Annotated in this window: 15 protein-coding genes and 1 pseudogene; 11 read left to right on the top strand and 5 right to left on the bottom strand. The window is 59.5% G+C overall.

The window, feature by feature from the left end; genetic code table 11:
• Nucleotides 1-44 precede the first annotated feature (44 nt).
• A complete protein-coding gene (locus BLU48_RS14625; RefSeq protein WP_057024233.1) occupies nucleotides 45-1,013 on the top strand; it encodes a GlxA family transcriptional regulator in 969 nt (322 codons plus the stop codon).
• Here BLU48_RS14625 and BLU48_RS14620 read toward each other — a convergent pair.
• From BLU48_RS14620 to BLU48_RS14605, 4 genes are all read right to left on the bottom strand, one after another.
• Nucleotides 999-1,910 carry an alpha/beta fold hydrolase gene (locus BLU48_RS14620; protein WP_057024232.1) on the bottom strand — a complete coding sequence of 304 codons (912 nt, stop codon included), beginning with the start codon at nucleotides 1,908-1,910 and terminating at the stop codon, nucleotides 999-1,001. The two genes, BLU48_RS14625 and BLU48_RS14620, sit on opposite strands and share 15 nt — an antisense overlap.
• Nucleotides 1,898-3,724, bottom strand: a complete 1,827-nt coding sequence (locus BLU48_RS14615; RefSeq protein WP_057024231.1) for a glycoside hydrolase family 15 protein — start codon at nucleotides 3,722-3,724, stop codon at nucleotides 1,898-1,900. Before BLU48_RS14615 ends, BLU48_RS14620 begins: the two co-directional genes overlap by 13 nt.
• Nucleotides 3,717-4,517 carry a glucose 1-dehydrogenase gene (locus BLU48_RS14610; RefSeq protein WP_057024230.1) on the bottom strand — a complete coding sequence of 267 codons (801 nt, stop codon included), beginning with the start codon at nucleotides 4,515-4,517 and terminating at the stop codon, nucleotides 3,717-3,719. The genes BLU48_RS14615 and BLU48_RS14610 overlap by 8 nt, the downstream gene beginning before the upstream one ends.
• A gap of 71 nt (nucleotides 4,518-4,588) precedes the next feature.
• A complete protein-coding gene (locus BLU48_RS14605; RefSeq protein WP_124356096.1) occupies nucleotides 4,589-6,403 on the bottom strand; it encodes a hypothetical protein in 1,815 nt (604 codons plus the stop codon).
• Between BLU48_RS14605 and BLU48_RS14600 the strand changes: the two genes are divergently transcribed.
• The 6 genes from BLU48_RS14600 (at nucleotide 6,387) to BLU48_RS14570 (ending at nucleotide 13,697) form a co-directional block, all read left to right on the top strand.
• On the top strand, nucleotides 6,387-6,761 hold the full coding sequence (locus BLU48_RS14600) for a c-type cytochrome (RefSeq protein ID WP_057024263.1): 375 nt from the start codon (nucleotides 6,387-6,389) through the stop codon (nucleotides 6,759-6,761). The two genes, BLU48_RS14605 and BLU48_RS14600, sit on opposite strands and share 17 nt — an antisense overlap.
• Nucleotides 6,762-6,860: 99 nt before the next feature.
• Nucleotides 6,861-7,361, top strand: coding sequence for a sigma-70 family RNA polymerase sigma factor (locus BLU48_RS14595; RefSeq protein ID WP_057024228.1), 501 nt, complete (start codon nucleotides 6,861-6,863; stop codon nucleotides 7,359-7,361).
• Nucleotides 7,362-7,387: 26 nt separating this feature from the next.
• Entirely contained in the window at nucleotides 7,388-8,338 is a 951-nt protein-coding gene (locus BLU48_RS14590) for a FecR family protein (protein WP_057024227.1), read from the top strand.
• Nucleotides 8,339-8,435: 97 nt separating this feature from the next.
• Nucleotides 8,436-10,841: a TonB-dependent siderophore receptor gene (locus tag BLU48_RS14585; RefSeq protein ID WP_057024226.1), complete on the top strand. Its 2,406-nt coding sequence runs from the start codon at nucleotides 8,436-8,438 to the stop codon at nucleotides 10,839-10,841.
• Between the two features lie 250 nt (nucleotides 10,842-11,091).
• On the top strand, nucleotides 11,092-12,147 hold the full coding sequence (locus tag BLU48_RS32025; protein ID WP_169718278.1) for a type III secretion effector protein: 1,056 nt from the start codon (nucleotides 11,092-11,094) through the stop codon (nucleotides 12,145-12,147).
• A 698-nt stretch (nucleotides 12,148-12,845) separates the two neighbouring features.
• Nucleotides 12,846-13,697, top strand: a complete 852-nt coding sequence (locus tag BLU48_RS14570; protein ID WP_231989047.1) for a type III secretion protein — start codon at nucleotides 12,846-12,848, stop codon at nucleotides 13,695-13,697.
• Nucleotides 13,698-13,706: 9 nt separating this feature from the next.
• On the opposite strand, the gene BLU48_RS14565 is transcribed toward BLU48_RS14570, so the two are convergent.
• Nucleotides 13,707-14,858, bottom strand: coding sequence for an MFS transporter (locus BLU48_RS14565; protein WP_057024224.1), 1,152 nt, complete (start codon nucleotides 14,856-14,858; stop codon nucleotides 13,707-13,709).
• A 106-nt stretch (nucleotides 14,859-14,964) separates the two neighbouring features.
• On the opposite strand from BLU48_RS14565, the pseudogene BLU48_RS14560 reads away from it, so the two are divergent.
• The 4 genes and pseudogenes from BLU48_RS14560 to BLU48_RS14545 form a co-directional block, all read left to right on the top strand.
• Nucleotides 14,965-15,346: pseudogene (locus tag BLU48_RS14560) on the top strand (diaminopimelate epimerase); the annotation flags it as partial.
• Nucleotides 15,347-15,646: 300 nt separating this feature from the next.
• Nucleotides 15,647-17,653 carry a type VI secretion system tip protein TssI/VgrG gene (tssI, locus tag BLU48_RS14555; RefSeq protein ID WP_057024223.1) on the top strand — a complete coding sequence of 669 codons (2,007 nt, stop codon included), beginning with the start codon at nucleotides 15,647-15,649 and terminating at the stop codon, nucleotides 17,651-17,653.
• Nucleotides 17,653-18,489: a DUF4123 domain-containing protein gene (locus BLU48_RS14550; protein ID WP_057024222.1), complete on the top strand. Its 837-nt coding sequence runs from the start codon at nucleotides 17,653-17,655 to the stop codon at nucleotides 18,487-18,489. The genes tssI and BLU48_RS14550 overlap by 1 nt, the downstream gene beginning before the upstream one ends.
• A 4-nt stretch (nucleotides 18,490-18,493) precedes the next feature.
• Complete coding sequence (locus tag BLU48_RS14545; RefSeq protein ID WP_057024221.1) at nucleotides 18,494-19,255, top strand: hypothetical protein; 762 nt, start codon at nucleotides 18,494-18,496, stop codon at nucleotides 19,253-19,255.

The raw sequence follows: 19,255 nt of genomic DNA, 5'->3' as shown, positions 1-19,255 counted from the left end.
AGGCTTTGGCGCATACGCCATTGAGCCCACTAATCACGCCAATCATGCCCAGAATCATTCATGTACTCGCTTTCGAGAATGTCCAGGTGCTGGATGTGACCGGACCCCTGCAGGTGTTCGCGTCCGCCAATGACCTGGCACGCCAGCGTGGCTTGCCGTTGCCCTACGCGGTGAGTGTGATCGCCGCCCAGGCTGATCCGGTGATGACCTCTGCCGGCCTGGCGCTGCTGGCCGAACCGCTGCCCGCCAACGACACGGCTTGCGACACCCTGGTGATCGCCGGTGGCTGGGGCGTGTACGGCGTAGCCGAAGACCCGGCGCTGGTGCAATGGGTACGGGAAAAAGCCCGGCACACGCGCCGCATGGCTTCGGTGTGCACCGGAGCTTTTCTGTTGGCCGCCAGTGGCTTGCTCGACGGCTGTCGGGTGGCCACGCACTGGACGCGCTGTGAAGAACTGGCGCGCAAGTTTCCCGCGCTGACGGTGGAGGCCAATCCGATTTTCATCCAGCAAGGCGCAGTGTGGACGTCGGCTGGTGTGACCGCCGGGATCGACCTGTGCCTGGCCCTGTTGGAAGAGGACCTGGGGCGCGCCTTTGCCCTGGAAGTAGCGCGTCACCTGGTGGTGTTCCTCAAGCGCCCCGGCGGGCAGGCGCAATTCAGCGTGACGCTGGCCCTGCAAAAGAGCGACAGCCGCTTTGCCGAATTGCACGCCTGGATCGCCGAGCACCTGACACTGGATCTGAACATCGCCACCCTGGCGGGGCAGGCCGGCATGAGTGAGCGTAGTTTTGTGCGTCACTACCGAGCCGAAACCGGCCAAACCCCGGCGCGCGCTGTTGAACTGATCCGTATCGAAAGCGCACGCCGACAGTTGGCAGACAGCACCACCTCAATCAAACGCATTGCCCTGCAATGCGGCTTTGGCTGTGAAGAGACATTGCGCCGCAGCTTCCTGCGCGCCCTGTCGGTGACGCCCCAGGCTTATCGGGAGCGTTTTTCAGCGCTGCAGTAATTCCAGCAAGGCATCCAGCGTGACCTTGGGCGCTTCCTGGAAAACATTATGGCCCACGCCAGGCAACACGTGCCTTCGATAAAAACCGCTGAAGCGCTCCACATCCTCATCTTCTTGAGAGGGCGGGCCCACGCCATCGTCGGCACCGCACAATGAAATGCTCGGCACCGAGATCGCCGGTTGCGGCACCAATGCCTGCTCGATGAATTCCAGCGCGGGGTCACCCGGTGCATACATGAATCGATGGCGATAGGAGTGAATCACCACCGCGACAAAATCCGGGTTATCAAACGATGGCGCGGTATTGCCGTACAGGCTTGGCCCTTCAAGCCAGGTCGGTGACCAGAGCCGCCATAACAACTCGCAAAGCTCACGGCGGTTAGCGGTTAGACCGTCGACCCCGCGCTGGGTATGAAAGTAATACTGGTACCACAAACGATGCTCAGTTTCCGCAGCCCGAGGCGCGATTGACTTGGCGATGTCCTGGATGTTGTAGCCATCGCCGGTCACCAGCCCGCGCACCCGTTGCGGCCACAGCGCCGCGACAATACACGCGGCGCGCCCACCCCAGTCAAACCCTGCGAGAGTAGCCTGGGGTATTGCCAGGGCATCCATAAAATCCAGCAGGTCCTTGGCCAGCGCCGCCTGTTGGCCGGAGCGCATCACTTGATCATTGATAAATCGCGTCGGGCCATAACCGCGCAGATACGGCACCAACACCCGATAACCACGCTCGGCCAGCGTTGGCGCGATCTCATCGTAGCCGCGTGGGTCGTAGGGGAAGCCATGCAGCAGGATCACCGGCTCACCTGCGACGGGGCCATGGGTCTCGTAAGCTACATCCAACACGGAGGTGCGCACATAGAGCAATGGGGCGGGGGCATTCAGGGTTGCCATACGGTCTTCTCCCCGCTGAGCTTGCGGTCCAGGAACGTCGCCGCACTGATCAACGCCAAATGGCTTAAGGCCTGGGGCGTATTGCCCAGGTGCCGGGCCTGGCTGTCGAATTCTTCGGCGTATAACCCCAGGGGGTTGGCGTAACGCAGCAACTGTTCAAATTCCAGATGGGCTTTTTCCACTTGGCCGGCGCGGGCCAGGCATTCGACATACCAGAACGAGCAGGCGGCAAACGCGCCCTCGGTGCCTTGCAGCCCATCGATCTGGCTGTCGTCGTTGCGATAACGGTAGACCATGCCGTCGCGCACCAGGCTTTTCTGGATCGCTTCCAGTGTCGACAGCCAGCGCGGGTCGGTCGCCGCTACAAAGCGCACCAGCGGCATCAACAGCATCGAACCGTCCAGCGCAGTGCTGCCGATATGCTGCACAAAATGCCCGCGCTCCTCGTTCCAGAAGTTGCTCCAGATGTCGGCGTAGATCGCCTGACGCGTCTGATCCCAGCGGGCGAACGGTGCCGGCAGTGAACGTTTGGACGCCAGGCGTATGGCGCGATCCACGGCCACCCAACACATCAGGCGCGAATGCAGGAAGTGGTGCTGCTCGCCGCGCATTTCCCAGATGCCTACGTCCTTGCGGTTCCAGATCTCACACACTTGGTCGACCACTTCCACCGTGTGTTTCCAGCCTTCGTGGGAGATGGCTTCGCCGTACTTGTTGACCAGGTACACCGCGTCCATCAGTTCGCCATAGATATCCAGCTGGATCTGGTCAAACGCTTCATTGCCCACGCGCACCGGTTGGGCGCCGCCGTGGCCGCTCAGATGGTCAAGTGTGGTTTCCGGCAGTTCCTGGCGACCGTCGATGCCGTAGAGGATGTTGATCTTGGTCGGCTGCCCGCAGCAGTCGCTGACCCGGCCTTTGAGCCAACGCATATAGGCATTGGCCTCTTCGACAAAACCCAGGCGCATGAACGCGTAGACGGTGAACGAGGCGTCGCGCACCCAGGTGTAGCGGTAATCCCAATTGCGTTCGCCGCCGGGGGTTTCCGGCAGGCCGAAGGTAGCGGCGGCGATGATTGCGCCGTGCTTGCGCGACGTCAAAAGCTTCAACGCCAAGGCCGAGCGGTTGACCATTTCGCGCCAGCGCCCACGGTAATTGGACTGGGAGATCCAGCCGCGCCAGAACTTAAGGGTGCGCTCCAGGTATAGGTCGGTGCAGTCATTGACCACCCGAGGATCGTCCTGGCCGCCGAGCACGAATTCGGCGCCTTCGTCCTGGGCCAGGGTGAAACTGGTGACGGCTGCATGGTCTTCGAGGGTCAGCGGGTGGCTGCCTACCAGGCGCAGGCCGGGCTGGCCGTCGGCGCTGAACAGCACACCGCTATTGCTGGCTGTGGCGTGAGTCTTGGCACGCGCGTAGTCGTGGCGCACGGCGCAGCGCAGGTGCAGGGTGGCTTGGCCGCTGACCACCCGTACCCGGCGAATCAGCAAAGGCAGCTCGTCGACCTCTTCGCTGACCGCCAGCAGGTCGGTGACTTCTACCACCGCCGCGTCGCTGAGCCAGCGGGTTTGCAGCACGTTGGTGTCGGGCAGGTAGATCTGTTCGCGGCGGGCGTTGGGCAAGTCCGGGGTGAGCTGGAACGTGCCGGCATCGGGCGTGTCGAGCAGCGCGCAGAAGATCGATGGGCTGTCGAATTCGGGCCAACAGAAAAAGTCGATACTGCCCCGGTCGTTCACCAGCGCCGCGCTGCGCATATCGCCGATGATGCCGTGGGCATCGATGGCGCTTTGGGGTTCTGTCTTCAAATCAACCATTGCCACGGAACTCCGGATAAAGGCTCATGCCGCCATCAATGAACAGGGTGCTGCCGACGACATAATCAGACGCATCGCTGGCCAGCCAAACCACCGCATTGGCCACGTCCTCCACATCACCCACGCGGCCGTAAGGAATCAATTTGAGCAATTCTTTTTCTGCCGCACCTTCTGTGGCCGCACGGTTGATTGCCGTACGAATAGCGCCGGGCGCAATACCATTGATGCGGATACGTTGCTCGCTGACTTCCTGGGCGAGGGTGCGCATCAGCATCTCCACACCGCCCTTGGACGCCGCATAATTCACATGCCCGGCCCAGGGGATGAGTTGATGCACCGAGCTCATATGGATGATTTTACCGGCGGCGCGGGACACGCCTTCGCGAATACCCTGACGATTGAAAATACGCACGGCCGCACGGGCACAAAGGAATTGCCCGGTGAGGTTGACGCTGATCACGGTGTTCCAGTCCTCAAGGGTCATATCGACCAGATTGGCGTCTTTTTGCAAGCCGGAGTTGGCCACCAGGATATCCAGGTGGCCGAAGGCGTCGAGCGTCTGGGCGAACAGGCGTTCGACGTCTGCTTCCTTGGACACATCGCCACCGATGGCAAGCGCCTGGCCACCGGCGGCATTGATCTGCGCGGCGAGGGCCTCGGCCGGTGCCGCCTGGGAATTGTAGTTGAGCACCACCGCCGCACCCGCTGCGGCCAGGGCTTTGGCGGCACCGGCGCCAATGCCGGAGCTGGCGCCGGTGACCAGGGCCACTTGTTGCTGCAAGGAAATCTGCATCGCCCACCCACTGTGATTATGAGAGTCCTTTCAGCTGACTGACGACGAGCAGTGGAAGTTCACCGTTTGGCTCATATGCCCAGTCCATGGGCAACAACGGTATGCGCGCCGATACACACCCGTCGGCTGACCCTGGCAGCGCTGTCAAACCGGGACAGGTGCTGGAACAGGGGATCGGCCAGGTAGGCATCAATGGCCGAGTCCGGAGCATGAGGGCTGGGAGGAGGTCCTTCGCGGGCGGCCGCCGGCCGATGAATGATTTGCCCGTCGACCATGCCGATTTCGACCGCAGCCCTACCGGCCACCAGGTTCACAAACGTGTGCATGTCATAGAGCAGAATGCCGTTTTGAAGTGACCACATGTCCATGCTGCCGACATTGTGCAAGCCTACCGGTATGATGCGCTCGCATTCGGCCGGTGTGAGCCCGTTGCCGATCAGCACCGCCCGAGCCTTCTCATCGTCGCGGGCAACCAGCACCAGGTTTTCCAACTGTCGGACCAGGTTGCCCAACCCACTGGCCGGCTCCCGGAGCAGGCTGAGCCATCCCAGTAGACCGCTATGGGAGCGCTTCTTGAGGTGTTTGAGCTGAACGCCATAAATCTGGCCGTGCAGGTTATCCCGGATGAAAAAATCGACATCCACTTCAACGGCACTGTCTTTTGTATGGTGTTGCAGCAGTTCGAAATCGAGCACTTCAATATGGGCGCAGCGTTTGAGCCGGTTCAACAGGTAGGCCTTCTGTGCATCAGAGGTGGCCTTGCCGTGCCAATTGTCGCCGAACTTTATTTCTGCAAGTTTTTCGGCTGTCTCGATGGCGCCACTCGCCAGGTTGCGCGTTCCCAGGATCAGTCCGCCTCCAGAGAAATCGAACAGCCGGTCAACCACGGGGAGTTGCGCTTGAATCTGACAGACAAGTTCGTAGACCGGCGTGATGCCTTTCTGCGCGGCGTGGCGATGATCGAAGGGTGGGGTTCCAGGGTGCTGTGCCCCATGGACCGCGTGAATGATCATCAGCAGCAAGGGTTCGAGTTGATCGAATAATAATCCGGCCACGGGACCGTAGTCTGGCGGTAGTCGCCAATGCTGGGGAAATACAGTGAGTGCCGATACCCTGGCGTTCTGCAGCTGGTTTCGTCGAGCCGGGTCGGCGGCCACGATGGCAAGGCTCTGGATGGCCAGGGAGGCAGACGCAAGGGATGCCTGCTCCAGGGCTGAACCAAACCACACTCGTCGAAGGTGCATGCGCATGGCGTCCGAGGACGGCGTGATGCTGCAACGGCCGGTCTCATCAAGGGTTGCCCTGGCGATACCCAGTATGACCAGCGCCAGTAGCTCAGAAAGCCAAACGCATTGGCACGCCAGGCTAACAGCGTCATGCGAGGATGGGGCACCCTTGGCTTCGCATGGCATGGTCGAGAGTACGGTTTCAAACAGCTGCAGATCGAGCAGCCGCGCAATATCGGTCAGGGTGCCGTCGGGTAAAGGTTCCGTGTCGACGGTGGTGTGTATCTGGGTTTGCTGCAGATGCGCCTCGCGGGATTTCCACAGTGCGCTCGTGCCGGTGAGTGGCAGCTTGGGTGCCAGCAGCGCCTGCATCTGGCACAGCTGTTCGACCAATGTCTGCACGCCCGGGCATTCATCCATCAGGGAACTGACGAGTTTTCGATTGGATTGGCTCAAACAGAACTTGTGCGGGTAAGTGTTGATGTTGCAGGCAAGGCGTAAGGCGTGGTGGCAGCGGGTGTCGATAAAAGGCGTTTGCATAGGTGTAGCGTTCGGCCGGAAGGTGAATGTTATCGTATGGTGCTTAGAATAAAGGGAATGGAGAGGGCGCGATGGAATGTATATGCCGACAGGCACCGCACCCATGAACAAAATACTCATGGGTCTATCAGCGGTATTGTCACTGGCTCAAACGTCGGGGGCCTTGGCAGAAAACGCTAATGGCAAGACGCTTTACCTCCAAAGGTGCGCGGTGTGTCATGGGCCCGATATCAGAGCGACTGGGCCATTGGCCAAAAAAAGCAATCCGCCAACGCCTGACCTCACAACCACAGCTTTCAAGCAGCGGCTCAAGGATTATCCGGGTGTTATCGTATCGTCGATCATCCTTCGTCCCAATGGCGACCTGATCCCAAGGACGTTGCGGGAGAACGGTGTAAAGATAGCGCCGCATGCCTGGAGCATTAAGGATCTACGCGACCTGCATCAATATATGAGTGCGGTTATTTCAAAAAAATAAATGCTCTCGGGAACAGAAGTGGCGCAGGCGCTCAGCAGCAATTGCCCTGCTTAATAGGAAGCATTACTATTCACGCCCCGCCTACCCAGTGCATCCGCGATGACCCCTCAGCCGCCCCGCAGAACAGGCTTTTTCGAGCACTACGAAGAGTTGATCGGAACCTGGACGCGCCGCCTGAGAAACCGCCAGCAGGCCGAAGACCTGGCCCATGACACCTTTGTGCGTGTGCTTGAGTCCCGCGCCAGCGAGGTAGTACAACCGCGCGCCTACCTGCATCAAACCGCACGCAATATTGCGCTGGACGCCTATCGCCGCGAAGACCGCCGCCAGGCGCTGACGCTGCCGGCCATGGATCAAAGCGCGCCCCACAGCGGCGACCCGGAGCATTACATGCATGCGATCCAGTTGGCCGACTCCATCGAGCGGGCCTTGACGGAGCTGCCGCTCAACTGTCGCAGGATTTTCATCTGGCAGAAGATCGAGGGCCTGACCCAGCAGGAAATCGCCGAGCGCCTGGGGCTGTCTAAAAACATGGTGGAAAAGTATATGATCCGCACCCTGCGGCATCTGCGTGATCGTCTGGATGCGATGGCGCCATGACCCGCTTTGAAACAGGATCCTGCTCGATGGATAACCGTGTCCGTGATGAGGCCGCGCAATGGTTTGTACGCCTGCAAGACGGCCCATTGAACGCCGAGGAGCGGCAACGTTTCGATGCCTGGCAGTCGCAGGCGCCTGAGCACCAGTACGAAATCGATGTGCTGCAAGGGCTGTGGGGCGCCGCCGATCTGCTGCCCCAGGCCCGCTTGCAGGCCTTGTGCGATACGCCGGGCGAGCCTCCCAAGCACCGTGCGGTGTTGCGCTATGCCGTTGCCGCCAGTGTGGTCGCCATTGCAGTGGGCCTGGGTTTAGTCAGCGGGGTGGGCCAGTCAAAGCCTTACAGTGCAGAGTTCAGCACCCGATTGGGCGAGCATCGCCAGGTAGCCTTGCCCGATGGCTCGGTGATGGACCTCAACAGCCGCAGCGTGGCTGCGGTTCGCTATGAAAAGGGCCAGCGGAGCGTGGAACTCAAGCAGGGCGAGGCGATGTTCAGTGTCGAGCATGACGCCAGGCGTCCGTTCGTCGTGGTTGCCGGGTCAGGTCAGGTAACGGTTACCGGCACGCGTTTTAATGTGCGCCGCGACGAAGACCAGACCCGCGTGGCGGTCGAAGCCGGTACGGTCAAGGTGCAGGGGCGCATATCGGATCAGGCGGTGACGCTCACCGCTGGCCGTGGTACCCACGTTGATACCCAAGGCCAAGTGGCAGCAACCTATGCGGTGAACCCTGAAGAACTGACCGCGTGGCGTACCGGCAAACTGGTGTTCAACAACGCCACCTTGGGCGAAGTGGCCCGGGAAGTGTCGCGCTACCGTGAGCAGCCGTTGCGTGTCAGCACGGCAGCGGTGGGTAACCTGCGCCTGACCAGCGTATTCAAATCCAGTGACACCGACGCCTTGCTCAAAGCCTTGCCGCACATCCTGCCCGTGGCCTTGCGCACCTTGCCGGACGGTAGTCAGGAAATTATTTCACGCTGACATTCAGGTTTTTTTCGAGTTCTTCGTCTTCTCCTGCAACTGCAACTGGTTTGCATTAACAGCCGCACACTCTTGCGATCACAGGACTAGGTTCGACGTGAAAAAACTCGCCATCCACAATAATAAAATCTCTCGCTGGGCGCCCCTGGCACTGGCCATTGCGGTCAGCACCGCGCTGCCTGCCGCGTATGCGGCCGATGGCATACATATCCGCGCCCAGTCACTGGGTGCCGCGCTTAGCCAACTGGGCCAGCAGACTTCGCTGCAAGTGTTCTTCAGCCCCGACATGGTGGCCGGCAAGCAAGCCCCGGCGGTGAATGGCGACCTCTCGCCCGAACAGGCCCTGCGCCAACTGCTGCAAGGCAGTGGGCTGGATTACCAGATCGACGCCGGTTCCGTGACCCTGCGCCCGGTGAGCAACGGCACCGGTGAAGCGGGTTCACCGCTGGAGCTGGGAGTCACCGATATCAAGGTGGTGGGCGATTGGCTCGGCGATGCCGATGCCGCCGTGGTGCAAAACCATCCGGGCGCACGTACCGTGGTGCGCCGCGAAGCCATGGTGGAGCAGGGCGCGATGAACGTCGGTGACGTACTGCGCCGCGTGCCTGGCGTGCAGGTGCAGGAAGCCAACGGCACCGGCGGCAGCGATATTTCCCTCAATGTCGGTGTACGCGGCTTGACCTCACGCCTGTCGCCGCGCTCCACCGTGCTGATCGACGGAGTACCGGCGGCCTTCGCCCCGTACGGCCAGCCGCAACTGTCGATGGCGCCGATTTCTGCCGGTAACCTGGAAAGCATCGACGTTGTCCGCGGGGCCGGCTCTGTACGTTATGGGCCACAGAACGTGGGGGGCGTGATCAACTTCGTGACCCGCGCAATTCCGGAGAAATTCTCCGGTGAGGTCGGCACTACCCTGCAGACCTCCGCCCATGGTGGTTGGAAGCATGTGGAGAACGCCTTTATTGGCGGCACGGCAGACAACGGCATCGGCGCTGCATTGCTGTATTCCGGAGTCAACGGCAACGGCTATCGCAACAGCAATAATTCCAACGATATCGACGACGTGATCTTCAAGACCCACTGGGCGCCGACCGATCAAGACGACTTCTCGCTGAACTTCCACTACTACGACGCCAGCGCCGACATGCCTGGCGGCCTGACCCAGCAACAGTTCGACGCCAACCCGTATCAGTCGGTGCGCGACTGGGACAACTTCAGCGGTCGCCGCAAGGATGTGTCCTTCAAGTACATCCGCCAGATCGACGATCGCACCCAGGCCGAAGTGCTGACCTACTACTCCGACAGCTTCCGTGGCAGCAACATCGCCAACCGTGATTTGAAAACCCTCAGTTCCTACCCGCGCACCTACTACACCTTTGGTATCGAGCCGCGGGTGTCCCATGTGTTTGACCTGGGCCCGAGCACCCAGGAAGTCAGCGTTGGCTACCGTTACCTCAAGGAAGGCATGCACGAGCAAGCCACCAGCCTGAACCTGATCAATAACGTGCCGACGCCGGGCGGGCAGAGCGATGGCCATGTCTATCAGGACCGCACCGGTGGCACCGAAGCCAATGCCTTCTACATCGACAACAAAATCGATATTGGCAAGTGGACCATCACCCCGGGCATCCGCTTTGAAGATATCCGCACCGAATGGCATGACCGCCCCGTCGTGGCCCTGAACGGCAAGCGTACCGAGGAAAAACGCCGCGAGATCCACAACAACGAACCCTTGCCGGCCCTGAGCGTGATGTATCACGTCTCCGACGCCTGGAAACTGTTTGCCAATTACGAAACCTCCTTCGGCAGCCTGCAGTATTTCCAGCTGGGCCAGGGCGGCACCGGCAACCAGACCGCCAATGGCCTTAACCCGGAAAAAGCCAAGACCTACGAGATCGGAACGCGCTACAACGACAGCGTCTGGGGCGGCGAAGTGACACTGTTCTACATCGACTTCTCGGATGAGCTGCAATACGTCAGCAACGATGTAGGCTGGACTAACCTCGGCGCCACCAAGCACGCCGGTGTCGAAGCCTCGGCCCACTACGACCTGTCCAATCTCGACCCGCGCCTTGACGGGCTGACGGCTAACGCCGGCTTTACCTATACCAAGGCCACCTCCGAAGGTGATGTACCGTTCAAGGGCCGCGACCTGCCCCTGTACTCCCGTGAAGTGGCGACGCTGGGCCTGCGCTACGACGTCAACCACTGGACCCATAACCTCGATGTTTATGCGCAATCCAAGCAGCGTGCGCCAGGTACCGGCACCACCTACATTACCCAGGGCACCGACGATGGCCAATATGGCGACATCCCAGGTTATGTCTCCGTCAACCTGCGCAGCGGCTATGACTTTGGCGCGCAATTGTCGAACCTCAAGCTGGGCGTGGGCGTAAAGAACGTCTTCGACCAGCAGCATTACACGCGTTCCAGCGACAACAACGCCGGGATATACCTGGGTGAACCGCGTACGTTCTTCGTCCAGGCAAGTGTCGGATTCTGATATCCAGTGGATAGAAAAATCGCAACCCAAGGGTTGCGATTTTTTTGCCTGCCCGGGTGCGACGCGACGTTGCCCAGGCAGCAGCAAAGGCTATTACCTGCTCGATCTGTTTCCTACACTCGCACAGCATATATTGTTGCTGGCACAGGAACTGATTCCGACAAAAAGCCACACATGGGAAAGCTGATGGGCTTCGACACTACGTTGGAGCGACAAGCTGAAAATCGCGCCCACTGTAATGGAGAAACGCATGTCGGTACCGATGTTGGATCCATCCCCCGTCTCTACCTCATCAACCTCTGATCCTTCGCAGGCCAATGCCACTGCCAAGCCCGAGGTCAAGAACACTCGTGAAGCGCCTGCTACGCCTTCTTTCAAAGGTCAGAGTTCCGCCAATGTAAATTTTCAATCCGGGGAAAGTAAGGCCGGTCCAGTGTTCGGCAACCATCAGGCTGCCACCACCGGCGCAGATGTGTCAGGCCGCCACCATCACCATCACCATCACCATCATCACGCTCCTGCAATGCAGGATTTCCTGAGCCAGTTCAAGCAATGGATGAACCAATGGTTTTCCGGACATCGGCCGCCTCCGTATCCAGGCTGCGGCGGTCCACCACCAAGGCCGAACCCAGGTTGCAGCAATCCGCCGCCGAGGCCGAATCCCGGGGCGAGCAACCCGCCACCACGACCAGACCCTACCGGCGGAGAAAGGCCCTATCCGGTCGCGCCTGGCAGGCCAGATCCGCAATACTCGCTGAAGAACAATGAAGAGTTGGCAGCGCAATTGCGCGACAGTTTCCATGCTTTCAGGGACCCCAGGAATCCTGGGTATATCAGTGTTGACAGCATCCTTGCGATGGCGAGAAGAGGGTGGTCGCCTAACCCAGCCATGCGGGAGAACATTCGCTTGGCCAATGAGCTGCTGCGGCGTCCGGAACTGATGGCGGCGCTTGACCGACACACTTCTACCGGTGCATTGGATAATCTCATCGACTTTCAGAATGTGATCGCGGTCATCAAGGGCGAAAACTACTTCAAGTACAAGTCTGACAAGGAGTTGGCCGCTGAAATGCTCGAGCATTTTGACGAATTGAAGGGCTGGCCCTGGGGGCCAGACCTTAGAATCCGCGACCTGAAAAAGCTCGCCCGCCAACCTTTCACAGGCGACGCTGAAAAGGACCATCTTATCCAGTTGGCCCAGGCAGTGATCCAGCGAAGTAATCTGCTCAAGCTGATGGACGACCTTGCCAGTAAAGACGGGGACGGAAAGATCAATTGGAGAGCATTGGTCCTATTGTCCAAGTGACCAACCTACAGGCGCTGCACGGCGAATGCGGCGCCTGACTGAATTGTTCGAGGAACGGATTACACTCATTTGCCACATAGCTGATACCTACAGTAGTGATTCACCCGCCGCTTTTCAGATTCCGAGTGAGGGCAAACTCATGACTTCAACCTCGTTTAACTCCCCCCCATCCCAGCGCCTTGAACTCCTGCACAGCACCCAGGACGCGAAACTTGCGGTATCAGAGGAGGGCGCAGCAACGCGAGGCCTGCACACCCCTGCAAAGGAACATGCGGCCCAAGCCCTGCGCATGAAGGCTTTTGCCGGTCAGCGACAATTCCAGGCGCCCGTTTCGGATGACTTTTCCAGGGGCATGCTTGCGGACGGACAGCCCCCCGGAGAGGGGGCCGGATCGATAAAAAATGTCGGGCTGATTCACACCCTCGCGGGCTGGTGGCGCAGACGCAAGTTGGGTTGAGCATCGTTGGTTGCGGTTTTACATATTGTCATTGGTATTCGTTGTCCGTAAGGAACTGCCGGGTTCATCCAACCACACATGAGGTGCTGGTCCGAGTGGAATTCATTCGTTGATTTTGGTCATCACCGAGCCGATCACCAAGCGGATATGCATCTCAAAGAGTTGGAGAAAACCCATGTCAATCGATGGTGTACTACCTCCCAGGCGGTCTCACGCCCCTGGTGGACCAGTCCCGCACCCCATGGCGCCACCACCGGTCGACAACGCTGGAGCCTGGAGTGAAACGCCCTCCGTGCCTGAGTCTGCTGGGCCTCGCAAGCCCTTCCTGCTGCGCGGAACATTGTCTGTCCTGCGTCATCGGAACTTGCAGAACTTCCCCCCGCAGCGGGCGCAGTTTTCCCTGCCGGGCCCCAACTCCACGGACAAGCAGTTGGCGAGTGCCCTGGAGAAAGCCTTCGGGCTGCTGCACTCGTATCTGAATGACGGGCGCTTGACCTGGTTGTCATTGCAGCGGATTGCCGCTGAGCCCACCGGAAAAAACGAGGAGTTGGACAGCGCGATTCAGGTCGTCCGGGAAATTCTCGAGCGCCCGCGACTAAGCGATACGATCTTCAGTCGTGACGGTGATATCACGCGGGATAGTCTCAGGGCGGCGGCCCAGGCGTTGCAGGGCAACAGCTCCCCAAGCGTCTTCAGCCAGGATCCCTTTCATGCGCAGGGCAACGCTGAAGTAGTTGAGGCGCTGCAAGGGCAGTTCGAGCACTTGAGAGATAAAACCAAGGATCGGACTTTTCTTTTCGAACAGCACCAGTACGTCGACATCGCCAAGCTCAGGGAAGTTTTGCAGGATCCGTATGAGGTTGATCAACAGGGCAACCCGGTGCTGGACCCGTCCACCGGGATGCCCAGGTCCAAGTACAGCGAACTGTGCGTCTACACAATGAAGAACATTTTTGAGCGGCCGGGTCTGCTACCTGCGCTGAAGCATGCGAATACTCCACGCCTGTTTGGCCCGCCGCATGTAGAAGACCACCTGTGCAACAAAAACCTCGAACGTTGGCAGGAGCAGCACAAAGCTCGCAAAGCACGTTGACGCCTTGACCTACACCTTGAGGATTTTGCCGCTGATAGCGACTGCCGCCAGCAACACCGCAATCAGCACGAAAGCGGTACTCAAACTGCTGCCATGGGCGATAAAACCGATCATGGCGGGGCCGGCGAGAATACCGGCGTAACCCAGGGTGGTGATGGCCGGCACTGCAATATGTTCAGGCATGACCTTTTGTCTACCGACGGCGGTGTACAGCACCGGCACGATATTCGAACACCCGGCACCCACCAATGCGTACCCGAGCAACGCTGTTTCCCAAGCCGGCAATAATGTCGCCAGGAGCAAGCCGGCACACGCCAGCGCGCCACCGATCACGATCACTAGCGTGGCGCCCAGGCGTCGGACAATGGCATCACCGGTCAGGCGCCCAGCGGTCATGGTCAAGGCAAATGCCGCGTAGCCAAGACCGGCGTAGGCCTCATCCAGGCCACGCTCAGCACTCAGGAATACCGCACTCCAATCCAGCACGGCACCTTCAGCCAGGAACACGATAAAACACAGGCAGCCGATAAACAGCACCACTCCGTGGGGCACTGCAAATGCAGGACCTGAGCTTTCACTGCCATACGGCAACAGATGCGGTGCGGCCTTGAACAGCGCAACGGCCATGATAATGACCACCACCAGGGTCGCCTGCAGGGGCGACAGGCCCAGCCCCAGCAAACCGGAAACCCCCGCCGCGCCGACAATGCCACCCAGGCTGAAGAGGCCATGAAACCCTGACATCATGGTCTTGCCACTGGCGCGCTCAACGATGACGGCTTGCAGATTCACGGTGGAGTCCACGGTGCCCAGGCCCGCGCCAAACAGGAATAACCCGGCGATCAGTAAAGGGATCGAACTGACAGTGGCCAACATCGGCAGGGCCAGGCAAATCATCAGCGTCCCGGCGGTAAGCACGCGCCGGCAACCGTAGCGAGACGCCAGCGCGCCCGCCGCCGGCATTGCGATGATCGAACCCACCCCCAGGCACAATAGCAATAGACCAAGCGTGCCTTCGTTCAGGTTCGCGCGCGCCTTGGCATACGGCACCAAGGGCGCCCACGCGGCAATACCAAAACCGGCGATAAAAAAAGCGATACGGGTGGACATTTGTTCCAACCGCCCGGGAACCACGGGGGCAGGAGTGGGAATGGCAGTCATGAAGAATCCTTGGTTTTGCGTTCAGCGAACGATGTCCGGCGTGACATCCTTGCACATCAGGCCTTTTCGAGCGAGCAGGGTTCCCTTCGCGGGCGGGGTTAAAACGACGTTACTGGAGCAGGCGTGCGCCTTGCCAGCTAACGATACGATGCATCAGCTAGGGCTGTTCAAACGGTTACAGAGCATTGCCTTTGCCCCCCCGGCAGGTGGTGGCCAACCCTGTGTCGGTGGGGTCAACCTGCAGTGGGGCCGCTCGGGACTCCGGCAATCGCGTCAGTGCCCGTGTATTTGAGCGAGGTGAAGGGCCTACCGCGTCTTCGGGCACCAGCGCCTGCGCCGTGGCTTGTGCCGCGTGGCGAGCGGGTTGGGTGGAGGCTGGAGAGGTCGCCGTGGTGATGCCGGGTGGTACGGCTCCAGTGCATTTGCAGGCGGAGGCTGGGAACTTGTTGAGTGTCAGTCTGTTTGGGGCCGCCCGAATAATAACCTGAACCTGTGAAAACCCCGCACGGCTTAATCCGGTGTCAGCTGTTTCCTGAGTTATTAGCTGTTAAAGGTGCAAGTCAAAGTAAGAACTTTCTTGATATTAGCCAGCATTGTTTTGCACCGTGTTGCATTTTTTAAAAGACACTTCCAACCTCGACGTACGAAACTTCTCTTTTGTTTTTTAACATCCGAAACGCTGCCAAAATCGCTAAGCTTTATCGTGTTCAGGTGCTTTTTTTCCCAAGCCATCAAGGTTGGCGAGGAAGGGCAATTCAATCGAAAAAGTTGATGGCGGGTAACAAAGGATGGTTCACGCGTTTTCTTCCTCACGTTTTAAATTGTTTCTTCCTGGAATTAATACGGACTTCCAGGTTTTGACCTTCAAAGGTCACGAAGCCCTCGACCAGCCGTACTTCATTCATATGCAGTTGATCAGTGAAAACCCTTCCCTTGACCTGGAGGCCTTGCTTCGTCAACCCGCCTATCTGGACTTCGGCGAGGTGGATACAGGCCTGCATGGGCAGGTCTACGCCATCGGCCGGGATGACCCGGGTGTACGGTTCACCCGTTATCACCTGACGCTGGCCCCCCGCCTTGCATGGCTTGCCCATCGCCGCGACCAGCGAGTTTTCCAGCAGCGCAACGTGCCGCAGATCATTGCGACGATCCTTGAGCACCACGGCATTCTCGCCGATACCTATACCTTCGAGCTCGGGCCGGTGGTGTATCCCCCGCGGACATTCTGCGTGCAGTACATGGAGTCCGACCTGCACTTCATCCAGCGACTGTGCGAAGAGGAGGGCATCCACTTCCATTTTCGCCACAGTACGGACAATCATCTGTTGGTGTTTGGTGATGACCAGACAGTGTTTCGACGGTTACCGGTGCAGCGTTATTGTTCATCGCCCGATCCGGCGCTCGAGGCCCGGGTCGTCCAGCGTTTCGACCGGCGCCTGCAAACCCGCAGTCAACGCAGCGTACGCCGTGACTTCGACTTTGAGCATCCTTCGCTACACCTGCAAGCCCAGGCCGGAGCCACGGATCCTTTGGAAGACTATGGCTCCCCCGCTGGGTTCACCAGCCGTGAACGAGGTGCTCAACTGGCGCGCCGCGGCCTGGAGCGCCATCAGCGTGATCGTCATCGAGTATTGGGCAAGAGCGATCAACCGGCGTTATGCAGTGGTCACTTTCTCGAGTTGTGCGATCACCCCGATCCAGTCTGCAACGACTTGTGGCTACTGACTTCGGTACGTCATGAGGGCTACCAACCGCAGGTTTTGGAGGAGGCCGCATTTGGAGTCGACAGGTTTCAAGGCTATCGCAACCGCTTCACCGCGACATCTTGGAGCGCAGTGCATCGACCGCCGCTCAAGCACCCCAAGTCGACGATCAGTGGCAGCCAAACCGCGACGGTGACCGGGCCTGCGGGTGAGGATATCCATTGCGATGCCTATGGCCGTGTGAAGGTGCGCTTTCATTGGGATCGTCGGGACAAACCTGACGATACCAGCAGCTGTTGGCTGCGGGTAGCGTCCGGTTGGGCGGGGGATGGGTTTGGCGCCATGGTCATTCCACGGGTGGGCATGGAAGTGCTGGTGAGCTTCCTGGAGGGCGACCCCGACCAACCCCTGGTCAGCGGTTGCCTGCCCAACGCGCTACACCTTCCCGCCTACCCTTTGCCGCAGCACAAGACGCGCAGCGTTCTGCGTAGCCGCAGTTCTCCCCACGGAGCAGGGGCCAACGAGTTGCACCTTGAAGACAGGCGCGGCGAAGAACTGATCTACCTGCGCGCACAACGCGACCTGGAACAACAGGTGGGCCGTGACAGCCGCCTGGAAGTCGCCGGGGAGAGGCATGAAATCATTCGGGGGGTGAGCACGCTCCGGCTGGAAAGCGAGGAGCATCGCCACGTCGACGGTGATCGCAAGGTAACGCTCAAGGCGCATGACTACCTTGACGTGCAGGGCGATAGCCTGACCCGAGTTGGCCGGACCATGGTGATCGAAGCCGGCCAGCAGGTTCATCTCCAGGCCGGTGCCAGCCTGATAATCGATGCGGGTGCGAAACTGAGCCTGAAGGCGGGTGGAGAGCACCTGGTGATTCAAGCCGGCAGTATTTTCAGCAGCCGCAACATCAGCCTTGGCGGCATACCGTCGGCATCCCATCCGGTGGGCTCTGGGCGGGTTGCCGCGCCGGTTTCCGCGGTGCAAGGCATCATCATGGACTTGGCCAAGCAACTGGGCGCGGATTTTTGCCCCCTGTGCGAAGACTGCCGAGAAGGCGGCTGCGATATCGCGGGGAGGGCGGCTTGATGGACAGCTCGCCCCATCGATGGATGGCTCAACAGCGGCAGAGAGGGTACGCGCTGTGCCTGATGCTGGAGGGCCATAACACCGCTCGCCAGCCCCTGTTGGCAGAGTGCAGCCTATCGCGCTATTGCGAACTCTACAGCGAGACCGATGCGGCGCAGTTAGCGAGCTCAGGCCCGGTCATAGTGTTGCTGGAGCAGATGCAGGAACCTGCATTGGTCGAGCTGCTGCAACACCCCGAGTCGAATTGGGGGTGGATGGGTAGTTTGCCTGCTGCCGATTTGGACGATGTGACTCGACATTGGCGCGCGCGATTGCTGCTGGGGCCCAAGGGCCAGCAGGTGCTTTATCGCATTCACGACAACCGCACCCTGGGTCGTGCCTTGGCCCATTTATCGAAAGCGCATTGGCCGGACTACCTCGGGCCGCTCATCAGCGTTTGCTATTGGCACGAAGGCCGTTGGTGCCAGGCCGAGAACCCCGCACCAGGCGACTATCCGGTACCCGACCCGTCACCTTGGCTGGGTGCACCCAATCCCCAGGCCGAAGCCATCCTGCACGCCAATATCCTGCGCTACCTGTTGGCCGAGCACAGCGAAGACCTGGCTGCATTGGTTGAGTTTCAAGACCCGAGGATCTGGCTGGCCCAGGTACTGGAGCAGGCACGCACCTGGCAATGGCACACGCCTGAGCAGTTGGAGTTTTTGGTGGTGCGTCGGTTGGAAGAGGCGACCCGCAGCAGCATTGTCCATTGGCAACCGAGGGTAGGCGAGGCGCCAGGGGCGCATTTTGAACGGGTGGTGGAGCAGTGGCGCAGGGAGGAAGGGAAGGGTGAATAGATGGATGAAAGTGGGGTTGCTTGTGGTCGGGGGCGTAGGGCTTTCGGGGTGTACGGGGAAGGGGGTAGAGCATTTTACGTTGGAGGTGGATTTGCCGCCGCAGTTCGAACTGAAGACCGCAGCTAATTATCGACCTGCAACGGGTGAAACCTGTGTCTTGCCGAGACGCCGAGGCAAGAGACCAGAGCGGAAGGTCTTTTTTACAGACTACAAACCTGTCGCGAGCAGGGTGAGTTATGAGTTACCGCTGACCGAAACGGTAGAAGGGTGTCCGTTGGTACTGCGTAGTTTGGAGTTTGATTTCTATGCGAAGTGGGGAAAGCGAAGTACGGATGTGGGTGGGGATATTGCCAATATCTCTATCAGAGATTATCTGGATATGCCCGGGATGCGGGAGTCAGATGCGCAGGATTTTTCGGGCCAGTGTCAATGGTTGTTTCGGACTGTAGGCCCTCTTCACGGGATCAGGAAAATTCTCCAGTGCCGTTCGGTTAATGCGGAGGGGAAGTTGCAAAAAACACGAGTAGGTGGATACGCGCAACGAGATGAACTCCCAGGAAAAACTCTGAGGATGGTGTTGACTTTGAGTAATGAGGAGAGACCCGCTTTTGACGATAACTGGGTAGCTGTTCCAGGAGGGTGGAAACGCTGTAAAGGTAAGGACTTCTCTGATCGGGATGCCTACTGCAACGGCAACACGACCGATTTTAAACCTATAAAAATGCCGGACGGTCGCATCTGCGATATTTATCCATCGTGTGAATGA

The organism is Pseudomonas synxantha, assembly GCF_900105675.1.
GTDB lineage: Bacteria > Pseudomonadota > Gammaproteobacteria > Pseudomonadales > Pseudomonadaceae > Aquipseudomonas > Aquipseudomonas synxantha.
Note: the sequence above shows the minus strand (reverse complement) of the source record. Positions and strands in the feature narration are given on the sequence as shown.